Here is a 13,892-nt window from a genome sequence, read left to right as displayed (position 1 = left end):
GGCGAGGCCCACGCAGGACCTCTGGCGCCGGACTGGCGCCTCGACCGGGAATATGTTGCGCCCGCGTCCTCGACACAAGTCCCCGGCCACGGTTGCGGTTCGAGTTTTCCGTGTCCGGATGATGTAATTTTGTCCATCGAGCCGGGGATTAAAATGCATCTCTGACATTGTGGCTGGTATTTCGACTTCCGGTTGCCGGTCCGGGGCAGTTCGAAGGCTTCGTGGAGAGTCTTAACAGCTTCCGAATGCCGCGGCGTCGGACCGCCTTGTGACCGCGGAAGCGCCGGATGCCGGTCGCCTCATGCCAGGCTGCCGAGTCCGGCGGTCTCGCGTGTCCAGGCGAAGGCCTGCTCGCTCAGGGAGATCCCGAGGCCGGGCCGGGTGGGCACCACCATGCGCCCGTCCTTGAGTTCCAGGCGCTCGTTGAACAGCGGCTCGAGCCACTCGAAATGCTCGACCCAGGGCTCCCGCTGCATCGCGGCGGCGAGGTGGATGTGCAGCTCCATCGAGAAGTGCGGCGCGATGGTCAGCCCGGCGAACTCGGCGAGCGCCGCCACCTTGAGAAAGGGCGTGATGCCGCCGACCCGCGGCGCATCGGGCATCAGGTAATCGGCGCCGTTCTGGCGGATGAAGTCCCAGTGCTCGCCGACGCTCGTCAGCATCTCGCCGGTGGCGATCGGCGTGTCGAGGGCGGCGGCGAGCGCCGCGTGGCCCGCGGCGTCCATGCAATCGAGGGGCTCCTCGATCCAGATCAGGTTGAAGCGCTCGAAGGTCCGACCCATCCGCATGGCGGCCGGCCGGTCCCATTGCTGGTTGGCGTCGACCATGAGCGGGAAGGCGTCGCCCAGATGCTCGCGCACGCGGGTCACCCGCCGGATGTCCTCCGCCCCGTCGGGCTGCCCGACCTTCAGTTTGATGCCGCCGATGCCCCTCGCCCGGGAACGGTCCGTGTTGACCAGCAGCTCCTCCAGCGGGGTGTGCAGGAAGCCGCCGGAGGTGTTGTAGCAGCGCACCGTGTCGCGCTGCGCCCCGAGGAGCTTGGCGAGCGACAGGCCGGCCCGCTTCGCCTTGAGATCCCACAGGGCGACGTCGAAGGCGCCGATCGCCTGGACCGCAAGGCCGCTGCGGCCGACCGAGGCGCCCGCCCAGGCGAGCTTGTCCCAGGCCTTGGCGATGTCGCTCGGATCCTCACCGAGGAGCGCGGGGGCGAGCTCGCGCGCGTGGGCGAACTGGCCCGGCCCACCGGCCCGCTTTGCATAGCTGATCCCAAGACCGCGATGACCGGCGCTGCTCTCGACCTCGCAGAACAGGATCGCGATCTCGGTCATCGGCTTCTGGCGGCCGGTGAGGACCTTGGCGTCGCTGATCGGGGTCTTCAGCGGCAGATAGACCGAGCGGAGCCGGATCCCGGTGACGGTCTCATCCATGGTCTGCCTCGTGAAACGACGGCGGCCTCCGGCCGACGCTTCTCCATGATCGGGCAGACCGATCCTGTCCAAGCCTAAGGCTGAATGGGTCGATGCAGGACGCGTATCGATCGGCCGATACGGCTGCCGCGCGACGGACCCGCTCCGTCATCGCGCGCGCAGCGTTTGACCCAGGGCCGCGCGACATCGCAGGGCGTGGCGCGGTCTGGATTGCTCCGCTCCGCTCGCAAAGACGGTAAGCCGGCAGCGATCACCCGGGCAGGGATCGGCGGACCGGATCGTCCGCCCTCCTCAGATCTGCCGCAGATACGGCGCGGGCTTCTGCCCCAGGATCCGCCACGTGCCGGCGAGTCCGAGCAGGATCGCCAGCGCCACCGCGGCCACGGCCGCGACCAGAGCGCCAGACAGGTCGAGGCGGAAGTCGAGGTGCATGACCTTGGCGACGATCACCCAGCCGGCGAGCGACCCGGCGAGAAGGCCGAACAGGGCGGTGGCGAGGCCCAGGGCGGCGTACTCGATACCGTAGGCGGTGAGCAGCCGCGCGCGGCTCGCCCCCAGCACCTTGAGCACCACGGCGTCGTAGAGCCGCGCCCGGTGCCCGGCCGCGATGGCGCCGGCCAGCACGAACAGGCTCGCCAGCACCGCCACGGCGCTCGCCCCGCGGATCGCCAGGACCAGCCGGCCGACGAGGTCGCCGATGGCGTCCAGCGCGTCCTTGACCCGCACGGCGCTCACCGACGGGAAGGTCTTGGCGACGTCGCGCAGGATGTGATTCTCGGTGGCCGCGTCGGTGCCGCCGGGCAGCGTCAGGGTGGCGAGGTCGGAATGCGGCGCGCCCCGGAAGGTGCCCGGCGAGAACACCATCACGAAGTTGATGCCGAGGTTGCGCCACTCCACCCGGCGCAGGTTGAAGATCGTCGCGGTGAGGTCGCGGCCGAGCACGTTCACCGTCACGGTGTCGCCGAGCTTGAGGCCGAGCTGGCGGGCGAGGTCGGCCTCGAAGGAGACCAGTGGCTTCGCGCCCTGCTCGGCGCTCCACCACGCGCCCTCGGTGAGACTGGAGCCGTCCGGCACCGTGTCGGCGTAGGTGATGCCCCGGTCGCCGTCGAGCACCCAGGCGGCGTCCTCCGGAGGGCGGATCTTGCTCGCCGGCACGCCGTTGAGGGCGACGATCCGGCCGCGCATCATCGGCACGTCCTCGACCTTGCCGTTGGGGGCCGCGCGCGCCAGGAACTCGCGGAACTGGGCGGCGTCCCGCGAAGGGATGTCCAGGAAGAAGAGATTGGGCGCTCGGGCCGGCAGGGTCGCGCTGATCGTGCGGCGGACATTGGCGTCGATCAGGCTAAGCGTCACGAGGAGCGTCACGCCGAGGCCGAGCGACAGGACGATGGCGGGCGTCAGGGCGCCGGGCCGGTGCAGGTTGGCGAGCGCCATCCGGGGCGCCGGCCAGCGCGGGTGCGGCAGCCGGCGAGCGAGCGCCATCAGCCCGAGCGCCACACCGTGCAGCAGGCCGAACGCAATGGCCGCGGCCGCGATGAAGATCAGCGCCACGCGCCGGTCGAATGCGGTCGCCACCGACAGGCCGACCAGGGCCGCGAGGCTGACGGCGAGCCAGATCCGGTAGCGCCAGCGCGGGCTGACGCGCGCCGGGTCGACCGTGTCGCGGAACAGCCCGGAGACCGGGACGTCGTGGGCGCGGCCGAGCGGCGTGATCGCGAACGCAAAGGCGGTGATCAGCCCGTAGGCGGCGGCGAGCGCCAGCTCTCCCGGGGCAAGCGTCGGGTTCAGCGGCAGCGGCAGGTCGGCGGAGAACAGCGCGTCCAACAAGAAGGGCAGGCTCGCGCCGATCGCGAGGCCGATCAGGGTGCCGAGGCCGGCGATCAGCATCACCTGCGTCAGGTACAGGGCGACCACCTGCGAGCCCGGCGCGCCGACGCTCTTGAGGGTCGCGATCGACGGGCGCTTGCGCTCCACGAAGGCGTGGACCGCGTTGCCGACCCCGACGCCGCCGACAATCAGCGCGGTGAGCCCGACCAGGGTCAGGAACTGCGTGAAGCGCTCGATGCTCTTGGAAAAGCGCGGATCGGCATTGGTGCGCGAGCGGATCTCCCAGCCGGCCTCGGGGGTCGCGGCGCGGATCCGGGCCTGCGCGGCGTCGAGGTCGGCATCCGGCGCGCCGGGCGGCAGGAGGAGGCGGTAGCTCCAGCGGTTGAGGCTGCCGGGCTGGACGAGGCCGGTGGCCCGGAGCGTCGGCTCGGCGATCATCAGCCGCGGCCCGAAACCGATGCCGCCGGCGATCTTGTCGGGCTCGGACACGATGGTGCCGCGGATCGCCACCGGGTGCCCGGCGAGCGCGATCCGGTCGCCGACCTTGACGTCGAGGCGGGTGAGGAGCGCCGGGTCTGCGAGCGCCCCCGGCACCCCGTCGCGCTCCGCCAGCAGGTCGGCGAGGCGGCCCGACGGGTCGGTGGCGAGGTCGCCCGCGGCCGGGTAGGTGGCGGGATCGACGGCCTTCAGCTCGACCAGGGCCGCGTCGCCGCTCGGCGCCACCGCCATGGCCCGCAGGGAGGCGACGATGTCGAGGCGGCCTTCGCGTGCGAGGGCCTGTTTCTCCGCGTCGGTCGCCTCGCGGTTGATGAGATTGTAGGCGAGGTCGCCGCCGAGGATGCGCCGGCCCTCGCGGCCGAGCCCGTCCGAGAGCGAGCGCGAGATCGACGCCACGCCTGCGATGGCCATGACGCCCAGCGCGATGCAGGCGAGGAACACCGCGAAGCCGTTGAGCCCGGCCCGCAGCTCGCGCAGCGCGAGGCGCAGGGTGAGCGGGATCCGGCGGGGCGCGGGGTCGGGGCGGGTGATCGTGCCGTGCATCAGGCGGTCACCGCCTCCTCGATCCGCCCCGAGCGCAGGCGCACGGTGCGGTCGCACAGGCGGGCGAGGCCGTTGTCGTGGGTGACGAGCACCAGCGTCGCGCCGCGGTCCCGCTTCAGCCGGAACAGCAGGTCGACGATCTGGCGGCCGGTGGCCTCGTCGAGGTTGCCGGTGGGCTCGTCGGCCACCAGGATCGCCGGGTCGGGGGCGACCGCCCGGGCGATGGCGACGCGCTGCTGCTCGCCGCCGGAGAGCTGCGCCGGGTAATGGTGCAGCCGGTGCCCGAGGCCGACCGCCTCCAGCTCGGCGCGGGCGCGCTCCAGGGCGCCGGGCCGGTCGGCGAGTTCCAGCGGCAGCGCCACGTTCTCGAGCGCCGTCATGGTCGGCACGAGGTGGAAGGCCTGGAACACGATGCCGATCCGACGGCCGCGGAACCGGGCGAGCGCGTCCTCGTCGAGGCGGACGAGGTCGGTCTCCTCGATCACGACGCCGCCGGAATCGGGCCGCTCCAGGCCGGCCATGACCATCAGCAGCGTCGATTTGCCGGAGCCGGACGGGCCAACGAGGCCCACCGCCTCGCCGCGGCCGACGCTCAGCGAGATGCCGCGCAGGACGTGGACGCGGGCGGCGCCGCGCCCGAGGCTGAGGTCGATGTTCGACAGCGCGATCGCGGGCTCGCGCAGCACCTTGCCTTGGCTCACCGGTGAGCCGATCTGTGGGCGATGACGAGCATGGCGCGCGAGGTCCTCGGTTGGCTTCGATCTTGGCTGCACGGGCCGCGGGTGCACCGCGATATGGGTTGGGCATTGGGGCCGCGCCATGACGGCGGCGCTGTGTTCCGGCGCACGGCCCTGTTTGCCGCAGCGCTAGCCTGTCTCGTCCTCCCTTTCATGACGGCTTCCATGACCGACGCCCACGCCGCCCCGGGCGGCCCGATCAAGCTCGTCGCCCTCGGCGACAGCCTGACCGCCGGCTACCGCCTGCCGGCCGACGCCGCCTTCCCGACCGTGCTGGAGCGCCTGCTCAAGGCCAAGGGCGCGGACGTGACGGTCGCCAATGCCGGCGTCTCCGGCGACACCGCCACCGGCGGCCTCGACCGCGTCGACTGGTCGGTGCCGGACGGGACCGCGGGGGTGATCCTCGAACTCGGCGCCAACGACATGCTGCGCGGCACCGACCCGAAGGTGACCGAGGGCGCATTGTCGGCGATCATCGAGCGGCTGAAGGCGCGGGGCATCCCGGTCCTGCTCGCCGGCATGCAGGCCGCGCCCAATCTCGGGCCGGACTACAAGGCGCGGTTCGACGCGATCTACCCGGCGCTCGCCAAGCGGTACGACCTGACCCTCTACCCGTTCTTCCTTGACGGGATCATCGGCGACCGGGCGCAGCACCTCGATGACGGGCTGCATCCGAACCGGCAGGGCGTGGAGACCATCGCGGCCCGCATGGCGCCCACGGTCGAGGCGTTTCTGGACCGACTTCGCCAGCAGCCGGTGCGCTGATGCCGCGCCTGTTCACCGGCCTCGCCGTGCCGGCGGAGATCGCCACGGCGCTCAAGGTCTACCAGGGCGGCTTGCCCGGCGCCCGCTGGATCGAGCCCGGCGATTTCCACGTCACCCTGCGCTTCCTCGGCGACGTGGAGGCGACCGTGGCCGACGACGTCGTCGAGGCGCTGTCGGAGATGCGGGCGCGCCCGGCCCTGACGGTGACGCTCGACGGACTCGGCATCTTCGGCGGCGACAGGCCCCGGGCGCTCTACGCGTCGGTGGTGCCGGAGGCGGGACTGATGGATCTCCAGGCCGAGCAGGAGCGGCTCGTGCGTCGCGCCGGGGTCGAGCCGGAACGGCGGAAATTCACCCCGCACGTAACCCTGGCCCGGCTGCGGCGCGACGCCACGCCGGAGGCGACCGCGATGTACCTGTCGCAGGCTCCGGTCTTCACGCCGCTGACCTGCACGTTGGACCGGGTGACGCTGTTCTCGGCGCGGGACTCGACCGGGGGCGGGCCGTATGTGGCGGAGGCGGAATTTCCGTTCGCGTGAGCTGTGCGACGGCTTCGCCGCATCGCACCGGTCGGCTCCTGGATCCATCCCGCGTCATTCCGGGGCTCGCCGCAGGCGAGAGCCCGGAATCCAGAACCGCTTCTGAGGCCCGGGCACGCGCGGCCCCGCGCCAGCTGAACACGCGTCGAGGTTCTGGATCCCGGGCTCCGCTGCGCGGCCCCGGAAGGACGGGCGCGCATGTTATAGAACGCTTTGGCTGCGCCTCACCATTACAGCCGCCGCAGCGCCACGCTCTCGATCCGGTGGCTCGCGCCCTTGGTGAGGATCAGGCTCGCCCGCTGGCGCGTCGGGACGATGTTCTCGCGCAGGTTCGGCAGGTTGATCGTCGTCCAGAGCCGGTCGGCGATGTCGAGCGCCTCGGTCTCGGGGATCTCGGCATATTTCCGGAAGTAGGAGCGCGGGTCGCGGAAGGCGGTCTGGCGCAGCTTCATGAACCGGGTGACGTACCAGCGGTGCAGGTCGTCCTCGTGGCCATCGAGGTAGATCGAGAAGTCGAAGAAGTCGGACACGAAGGGGATCGCGGTCCCGTCCCGCGGCAGGCGGGCGGGCTGGAGCACGTTCAGGCCCTCGACGATCAGGATGTCGGGGCTCTCCACCACCCGCTCCTCGCCGGGCACCCGGTCGTAGACGAGGTGCGAGTAGAGCGGCGCGGTCACGCGCTTGTGGCCGGCCTTCACATCGTGGAGGAAGCGCAGCAGCGCGGCGGTGTCGTAGCTGTCGGGGAACCCCTTGCGCTCCATAAGGCCATTGGCGGCCAGTTCGGCGTTCGGCAGCAGGAACCCGTCGGTGGTGACGAGGTCGACCTTCGGGGTGTTGGGCCAGCGCGCCAGCAGGGCGGTCAGGATGCGGGCCGTGGTGGACTTGCCGACCGCGACGGAGCCGGCGAGCCCGATGATGTAGGGCGCCTTGGTCTCGCGCTCGGCCAGCAGGAAGCGCTGCGTCGCCTTGAACAGCCCCTGCGTCGCCGCGACGTAGAGGGCGAGCAGACGGGACAGCGGCAGGTAGATCGCCTCGACCTCCTCCACCGAGATCGGGTCGTTGATCGATTGCAGCCGCTCGAGATCTTCCTGCTTGAGGGTCAGCGGCGTGTCGGCGCGGAGCTGTGCCCATTCCTCGCGGCTGAAGCGACGATAGGGCGAAAGCCGGTCCGACGCTTCGAGGATCGCCTCAACCGAGCCCGGCAGCGCGGCCGCGTTCACGCGTGGCGCCTCGCGGCCTTCTCGGCGATGCCGCTCTGGGCGGTGCGCCGCTCCAGCTCCGCCATCACGTCGGCGAGCTCGACCCCGCCGGCCCGGAGCAGCACGACGAGGTGGTAGAGCACGTCGGCGGCCTCGTTGCGCAGGCCGGTCTTGTCGCCCTGCACGGCCGCGATCGCCGCCTCGACCGCCTCCTCGCCGAGCTTCTTGGCCGCCTTGGCGGGGCCTTCGGACAGGAGCTTGGCCGTGTAGGAGGTGGCCGGATCGGTCCCGGCGCGGCTCGCCACGAGGGCGGCGAGGTCGGCGAGCGTATAGGCGGTCATGAAGCGATCTGCATGTTACGACGGCCCCATATACGGATCAGGGCCGGATTTCGGCAGGAAACTGCGCTACCGCCGGCCCGCGGGCAAGCGGGGCGGGTGAAGGCCGCCCGGCTTTGTCCGGGGCTCACCCGTTCGGCAGGTGCCGGGCGAGCGCCTCCAGCACGGCCATGCGCACGGCCACGCCCATCTCGACCTGCTCGCGGATCAGCGACTGCGCGCCGTCGGCGATCTCGGAGGAGATCTCGACACCGCGGTTCATCGGCCCCGGATGCATCACCAGTGCGTCGGGCTTGGCGAGCGCCAGCTTCTCGCCGTCGAGGCCGAAATAGCGGAAATACTCCTTCACGGAGGGCACGAACGAGCCGTTCATGCGCTCCCGCTGCAGGCGCAGCATCATGACGATGTCGCAGCCGACCAGGCCCTTGCGCATGTCGGTGAAGGTCTCGACGCCGAAGCGCTCGATCCCGGCGGGCAGCAGCGTCGAGGGCGCGATCAGACGGACCCGCGCGCCCATCGCCTGCAGCAGGATGATGTTGGAGCGCGCCACCCGCGAGTGCAGGACGTCGCCGCAGATCGCCACCTGCAGGCCCTCGATCCGGCCCTTGTTGCGGCGGATGGTGAGCGCGTCGAGGAGCGCCTGGGTCGGGTGCTCGTGGGCGCCGTCGCCGGCATTGACCACCGCGCAGTCGACCTTGCGGGCGAGGAGGTGCACGGCGCCGGCCGATTCGTGGCGGACCACGATGATGTCGGGCCGCATGGCGTTGAGCGTCGCGGCGGTGTCGATCAGGGTCTCGCCCTTCTTCACCGAGGACGAGGCCACCGACATGTTCATCACGTCGGCGCCCAGCCGCTTGCCGGCGAGCTCGAAGGACGATTGCGTCCGCGTCGAGGGCTCAAAGAACAGGTTGATCTGCGTGCGGCCCCGCAGGGTCGTGCGCTTCTTCTCCACCTGCCGCGAGATATCGACGGCGGATTCGGCGGCGTCGAGCAGCACCTCGATGTCGGGCCGGGTCAGGCCCTCGATGCCGAGGAGGTGCCGGTGCGGGAAGGCCGGGGTCGGAGGCGTCGTCATGATGAGGCCCGGGTGTAGGTGCGGCGCGCCCGGCGGGCAAGGCGGGGCGTCACCTGCGGCCTTTTTTCCGGCGGATGGTAACCGAATGGCCCCGCCCCACGTATCCGCCCGAACGGTCGGGAAGCATACGGTTCCCGGCCCCGCGCCGCATGCCCGGGATCCAGACGCTTGGCCGCCTCCCCTGTCCTCGAAGCCCCCGAGACCGTCGACCGCCAGGGGCGCCGCTGGTTCTACCGCCACCCGCTGGTGATCCGGCTGGCGCACTGGATCAACGCCGCGGTCCTGCTGGTGCTGCTGATGAGCGGCCTGCAGATCTTCAACGCCCATCCGGCGCTCTACTGGGGGGCGGTCTCGACCTTCGACAACCCGGCGCTCGCCATCACCAGTGAGCAGGGTCGCGACGGCGTGAGCCGCGGCGTCGTGACGGTCGGCTCCCACACCCTCGACACCACCGGCGTGCTCGGCCTGTCGAAGGAGAGCGGCACCGAGGTGGAGCGCGCCTTCCCGGCCTGGGCGACGCTGCCGGCCAACCAGGACCTCGCGACCGGACGGCGCTGGCACTTCCTGTTCGCGTGGCTTCTCGTGATCAACGGCGCGGTCTACCTCCTCTACGGCCTGGTCTCGGGCCAGCTCCGCCGCCGGCTGATCCCGGACGGCGACCAGATCCGCGACTTCGGCGGCTCCGTGAAGGAGCACCTGCTCCTGCACTTCCCCGAGGGCACCGAGGCCAAGCGCTACAACGTCATCCAGAAGCTGACCTACCTCGTCCTCGTGCTCGGCCTGCTTCCCGCGATGGTGCTCGCCGGCCTCGCCATGTCGCCCGGGATGGACGCCGCCTGGCCTTGGCTCACCGAGCTGTTCGGCGGCCGGCAATCGGCGCGCAGCGTCCACTTCATCGCTGCCGGACTGATCGTGCTGTTCGTGGTGGTCCACGTGCTGCTCGTGATCGTGTCCGGACTCGTCAACAACATGCGCGGCATGATCACCGGCTGGTTCAGCCTCGGCCGTCCCGAGAAGGAGCCCGCTCGATGATCCTCCACCGCCGCAAGCTCCTCACCGCGGGCGCCGGCCTGATGGGCACCGCGCTCCTCGGCGGCTGTGACCGGTTCGCCGGGACCGAGACGGGGCAGCGCACCCTCAAGGTCGGCGAGGACGCGAACGCCTACGTTCAGCGCCTGCTGATGTCGCCCGCGACCATGGCCCGGGAATTTCCGGCCTCGATGATCTCGCCCTGGTTCAAGCCGAACGGGACCATCGACCCGCCGGACCGCGCCTACCGGGCGCTGGCCGCGCAGAAGTTCTCGGACTTCAGGCTGACGGTGGACGGGCTGGTCCAGACCCCGCTCGCGCTCAGCCTTGCGGACCTCCGCGCCCTGCCCGCGCGCACCCAGGTCACCCGTCACGATTGCGTCGAGGGCTGGAGCTGCATTGGGCAGTGGAGCGGCGTGCCGCTCGCCGAGGTGCTGAAGAAGGCCGGGCTGAAGCCGCAGGCGCGCTACGCGGTGTTCCACTGCGCCGACACGCTGGAATATGCCGGGAGCCAGGACGGGGCGTCGCTGTTGCGGCCCGGACATCCGGGCGCGGTGCGCGACGCCTATATCCAACTCGCCGCCGCCGAGGATTGGGGCGGCGCGCCCACCGCCACCGACGCGCCCAAGGATGATTGGGGCCAGGGCAGCCCGGCCTCGGAGCCCGAGGATAAGCGGATCCCGATCCGCTACTACGAGAGCATCGACCTCTACGACGCCGTCAACCCGCAGACGATCCTGGCCTACGACCTCAACGGCAAGCCGCTGCCGGTCTCGAATGGCGCGCCCCTGCGCCTGCGGGTCGAGCGGCAGCTCGGCTACAAGCAGGCCAAATACGTGATGCGGGTCGAGATGGTGGAGTCGCTCGCCGGGATCGGCCAAGGCGGCGGCGGCTACTGGGAGGATCGCGGCTACGAATGGTACGCGGGGATCTGAGACGCCGGCTCGGCCAAACGCCCCCGCCATTTGACAACCCGCCGCCCGTGACCCACTTGTGCCCGGCGCGCGGCCCCGGCCCGACGGCGGGCATATGTCCCACGCGAATCTCGAACAGAATTCGTCCGTCGCGCCCAGGCTCCGTCGAGGGGCAGAGGTCTGAATGAAAGTCGTCGTCGTCGAGTCGCCGGCCAAAGCCAAGACGATCAATAAGTATCTCGGCCGCGACTATGAAGTCATCGCCTCCTTCGGGCATATCCGCGACCTGCCGCCCAAGGACGGCTCGGTGGATCCCGAGCAGGACTTCCACATGGTCTGGGAGCTGGCCGACCGCGGGGCGAGCCGGGTCTCCGAGATCGCCAAGGCGGTCAAGGGCGCCGACAAGCTGATCCTCGCCACCGACCCGGACCGCGAGGGCGAGGCGATCTCCTGGCACGTGCTGGAGGCGCTCACCGCCCGCAAGGCGCTCAAGGGCATCCCGGTCGAGCGCGTGACCTTCAACGCCATCACCAAGGCGTCGGTCGAGCAGGCCATGCGCAAGCCGCGGGAGATCGACCAGGCGCTGGTCGACGCCTACCTGGCGCGCCGGGCGCTCGACTACCTCGTCGGCTTCAACCTCTCGCCGGTCCTGTGGCGCAAGCTGCCGGGCGCCCGCTCGGCGGGGCGCGTCCAGTCCGTGGCGCTGCGCCTCGTCGTCGAGCGCGAGATGGAGATCGAGCGGTTCAAGCCGCGCGAGTACTGGACGCTCATCGCCACGCTGACGACCGCCGACGGCGCGACCTTCGAGGCCCGCCTCGTGGGCGCCGACGGCAAGCGCATCCAGCGCCTCGACGTCGGCACCGGCGACGAGGCGGCCGCCTTCAAGCGCGACCTCGAACTCGCGACCTTCCAGGTGGCGAGCGTCGAGGCCAAGCCCGCCAAGCGCCACCCGCAGCCGCCCTTCACCACCTCGACGCTGCAGCAGGAGGCCTCCCGCAAGCTCGGGATGGCGCCGGCCCAGACCATGCGGGTCGCCCAGCGCCTCTACGAGGGCGTCGATGTCGGCGGCGAGACGGTCGGCATCATCACCTACATGCGGACCGACGGCGTCGACATGGCGCCGGAGGCGATCCAGGACGCCCGCCGGGTGATCGGCAAGGAGTTCGGCGACCGCTACGTGCCGGACGTGCCGCGCAAGTACAGCGTCAAGGCCAAGAACGCCCAGGAGGCCCACGAGGCCGTGCGGCCGACCGACATGGGCCGCCTGCCCAAGGCGGTGGCGCGCCACCTCGAACCCGAGCAGGCCAAGCTCTACGACCTGATCTGGACCCGCACCATGGCGAGCCAGATGGAGTCGGCCGAGCTGGAACGCACCACCGTCGACGTCACCGCCAAGGTCGGGCCGCGAACCATCGACCTGCGCGCCACCGGCCAGGTGGTGAAGTTCGACGGCTTCCTCGCCCTCTACCAGGAGGGCAAGGACGACGAGGAGGACGAGGAGAGCCGCCGCCTGCCGCCCATGAAGGCCGGTGACCCGCTCAAGCGCGAGCGGATCAGCTCGACCCAGCACTTCACCGAGCCGCCGCCGCGCTATTCCGAGGCGAGCCTCGTGAAGCGCATGGAGGAGCTCGGCATCGGCCGGCCCTCGACCTACGCGGCCGTGCTGCAGACTCTTCGGGATCGCGAATACGTAAAAATCGAAAAAAAGCGGCTGCAGCCGGAGGATAAGGGGCGGCTCGTCACGGGCTTCCTCGAGAGCTTCTTCCGGCGCTACGTCGAGTACGACTTCACCGCCGACCTCGAGGAGCAGCTGGACCGCGTCTCCAACGCCGAGATCGACTGGCGGGCGGTGCTGCGCGACTTCTGGCGCGATTTCTCGGCGGCGATCGGCGAGACCAAGGAATTGCGCGTCACCGACGTGCTGGAGGCGCTGAACGGTCTCCTCGGCCCGCACATCTTCCCCGACAAGGGCGACGGCTCGAACCCGCGCACCTGCCCGACCTGCGGCTCCGGCCAGCTGTCGCTGAAGCTCGGCAAATTCGGCGCCTTTATCGGCTGTTCGAACTACCCGGAATGCAAATACACCCGCCAGCTCTCGGCCTCGGGCGTCGACGGCGAGGGTGACGGCTCCTCGGCCGAGGGCGGCCAGCCAGGCGTGCGCGTGCTGGGCGACGATCCCGCGACCGGCCTCCCGGTGACGCTGCGCGACGGCCGGTTCGGGCCGTTCCTGCAGCTCGGCGAGGCCTCCACCGAGAAGGGCGCCGAGAAGCCGAAGCGCTCGTCGCTGCCGAAGGGGCTCAGCCCCTCGGATGTGGATCTGAACAAGGCGCTGGCGCTGCTGTCGCTGCCCCGCGAGGTGGCGCGCCACCCTGAGACCGGCGAGCCGATCGTGGCCAATCTCGGCCGGTTCGGGCCCTACGTGCAGCACGGGAAGACCTACGCCAATCTCGGCAAGGACGACGACGTGCTGGAGATCGGCGGCAACCGCGCGATCGACCTGATCGTCGCCAAGGAGCAGGGCGGCGGGCGCGGTCGCCCGGCCGCCGATCCGGGCCGGCCGCTCGGCAAAGACGAGGCCAGCGGGCGCGACCTCGTGGTCAAGGCCGGCAAGTACGGCCCTTACGTCACGGACGGCGAGGTGAACGCCACGCTGCCGAAGACGATGGCCGCCGAGGCGATGACGCTGGACGAGGCGATCGCCCTGGTGAACGCCAAGCGTGCCGCAGGCGGTGGCAAGCCAGCCAAGCGCGGGGCGGTCCGGAAGAGTTCGGCGCGCAAGGCGAGCGGCGACAAGCCGGCGGCGAAGAAGACCGCCACCAAGAAGCCGGCGGCCAAGAAGGTGGCGGCTGCGAAGAAGTCGAGCGCGGGCTGAGAGGGCTCGCTGACGGGGCCGAAAGGGGCTGCCCGGTCCGTGCGAGCGGAGCGAAGGAATCCAGGGCGCCCCGAGGTTGTCGAGCGTGGCGCCGACTGGGTTGCCTCGCTCCGCTTGCAACGACGTGGG

General features: G+C 70.9%; 11 protein-coding genes. 5 read left to right on the top strand and 6 right to left on the bottom strand.

Annotated elements, in window-relative coordinates; all coding sequences use genetic code 11:
* Nucleotides 1–299 precede the first annotated feature (299 nt).
* The 3 genes from ABIE45_RS16280 to ABIE45_RS16270 all read right to left on the bottom strand — a co-directional run bounded on the left by ABIE45_RS16280 (nt 300) and on the right by ABIE45_RS16270 (nt 4,996).
* Nucleotides 300–1,427, bottom strand: coding sequence for a mandelate racemase/muconate lactonizing enzyme family protein (locus ABIE45_RS16280; protein WP_192711026.1), 1,128 nt, complete (start codon nt 1,425–1,427; stop codon nt 300–302).
* Between the two features lie 291 nt (nt 1,428–1,718).
* Nucleotides 1,719–4,295: an FtsX-like permease family protein gene (locus ABIE45_RS16275; protein ID WP_192711025.1), complete on the bottom strand. Its 2,577-nt coding sequence runs from the start codon at nt 4,293–4,295 to the stop codon at nt 1,719–1,721.
* Entirely contained in the window at nt 4,295–4,996 is a 702-nt protein-coding gene (locus tag ABIE45_RS16270; RefSeq protein WP_373323864.1) for an ABC transporter ATP-binding protein, read from the bottom strand. Before ABIE45_RS16270 ends, ABIE45_RS16275 begins: the two co-directional genes overlap by 1 nt.
* A gap of 189 nt (nt 4,997–5,185) precedes the next feature.
* Between ABIE45_RS16270 and ABIE45_RS16265 the strand changes: the two genes are divergently transcribed.
* On the top strand, nt 5,186–5,797 hold the full coding sequence (locus ABIE45_RS16265) for an arylesterase (RefSeq protein WP_373622383.1): 612 nt from the start codon (nt 5,186–5,188) through the stop codon (nt 5,795–5,797).
* Complete coding sequence (thpR, locus tag ABIE45_RS16260; RefSeq protein WP_192711023.1) at nt 5,797–6,336, top strand: RNA 2',3'-cyclic phosphodiesterase; 540 nt, start codon at nt 5,797–5,799, stop codon at nt 6,334–6,336. Before ABIE45_RS16265 ends, thpR begins: the two co-directional genes overlap by 1 nt.
* A gap of 230 nt (nt 6,337–6,566) precedes the next feature.
* On the opposite strand, the gene coaA is transcribed toward thpR, so the two are convergent.
* The 3 genes from coaA to ABIE45_RS16245 form a co-directional block, all read right to left on the bottom strand.
* Entirely contained in the window at nt 6,567–7,556 is a 990-nt protein-coding gene (coaA, locus tag ABIE45_RS16255) for a type I pantothenate kinase (RefSeq protein ID WP_192711022.1), read from the bottom strand.
* The gene (locus ABIE45_RS16250) at nt 7,553–7,876 is read right to left on the bottom strand and encodes a phosphoribosyl-ATP diphosphatase (protein WP_192711021.1); all 324 of its coding nucleotides are present in this window, start codon (nt 7,874–7,876) and stop codon (nt 7,553–7,555) included. Before ABIE45_RS16250 ends, coaA begins: the two co-directional genes overlap by 4 nt.
* 124 nt (nt 7,877–8,000) lie before the next feature.
* Nucleotides 8,001–8,948, bottom strand: coding sequence for an aspartate carbamoyltransferase catalytic subunit (locus tag ABIE45_RS16245; RefSeq protein WP_132369350.1), 948 nt, complete (start codon nt 8,946–8,948; stop codon nt 8,001–8,003).
* Between the two features lie 168 nt (nt 8,949–9,116).
* On the opposite strand from ABIE45_RS16245, the gene ABIE45_RS16240 reads away from it, so the two are divergent.
* From ABIE45_RS16240 to topA, 3 genes are all read left to right on the top strand, one after another.
* Entirely contained in the window at nt 9,117–9,980 is an 864-nt protein-coding gene (locus ABIE45_RS16240; RefSeq protein WP_192711020.1) for a cytochrome b/b6 domain-containing protein, read from the top strand.
* Complete coding sequence (locus ABIE45_RS16235; RefSeq protein WP_192711019.1) at nt 9,977–10,912, top strand: molybdopterin-dependent oxidoreductase; 936 nt, start codon at nt 9,977–9,979, stop codon at nt 10,910–10,912. Before ABIE45_RS16240 ends, ABIE45_RS16235 begins: the two co-directional genes overlap by 4 nt.
* A 163-nt stretch (nt 10,913–11,075) precedes the next feature.
* Nucleotides 11,076–13,763, top strand: coding sequence for a type I DNA topoisomerase (topA, locus tag ABIE45_RS16230; protein ID WP_192711018.1), 2,688 nt, complete (start codon nt 11,076–11,078; stop codon nt 13,761–13,763).
* The last annotated feature ends 129 nt before the right edge of the window (nt 13,764–13,892 follow it).

Origin of the sequence: Methylobacterium sp. OAE515 (assembly GCF_041806315.1) — a bacterium.
Lineage (GTDB): Bacteria > Pseudomonadota > Alphaproteobacteria > Rhizobiales > Beijerinckiaceae > Methylobacterium > Methylobacterium tardum.
This window is presented reverse-complemented; position numbering and strand designations above follow the sequence as displayed.

Bases quoted from the DNA above. Each gene is read 5' to 3' on its own strand.
- ABIE45_RS16280 (WP_192711026.1), bottom strand. From the start codon at position 1,427: ATGGATGAGACCGTCACCGGGATCCGGCTCCGCTCGGTCTATCTGCCG.
- ABIE45_RS16275 (WP_192711025.1), bottom strand. From the start codon at position 4,295: ATGCACGGCACGATCACCCGCCCCGACCCCGCGCCCCGCCGGATCCCG.
- ABIE45_RS16265 (WP_373622383.1), top strand. From the start codon at position 5,186: ATGACGGCTTCCATGACCGACGCCCACGCCGCCCCGGGCGGCCCGATC.
- thpR (WP_192711023.1), top strand. From the start codon at position 5,797: ATGCCGCGCCTGTTCACCGGCCTCGCCGTGCCGGCGGAGATCGCCACG.
- ABIE45_RS16250 (WP_192711021.1), bottom strand. From the start codon at position 7,876: ATGACCGCCTATACGCTCGCCGACCTCGCCGCCCTCGTGGCGAGCCGC.
- ABIE45_RS16245 (WP_132369350.1), bottom strand. From the start codon at position 8,948: ATGACGACGCCTCCGACCCCGGCCTTCCCGCACCGGCACCTCCTCGGC.
- ABIE45_RS16235 (WP_192711019.1), top strand. From the start codon at position 9,977: ATGATCCTCCACCGCCGCAAGCTCCTCACCGCGGGCGCCGGCCTGATG.
- topA (WP_192711018.1), top strand. From the start codon at position 11,076: ATGAAAGTCGTCGTCGTCGAGTCGCCGGCCAAAGCCAAGACGATCAAT.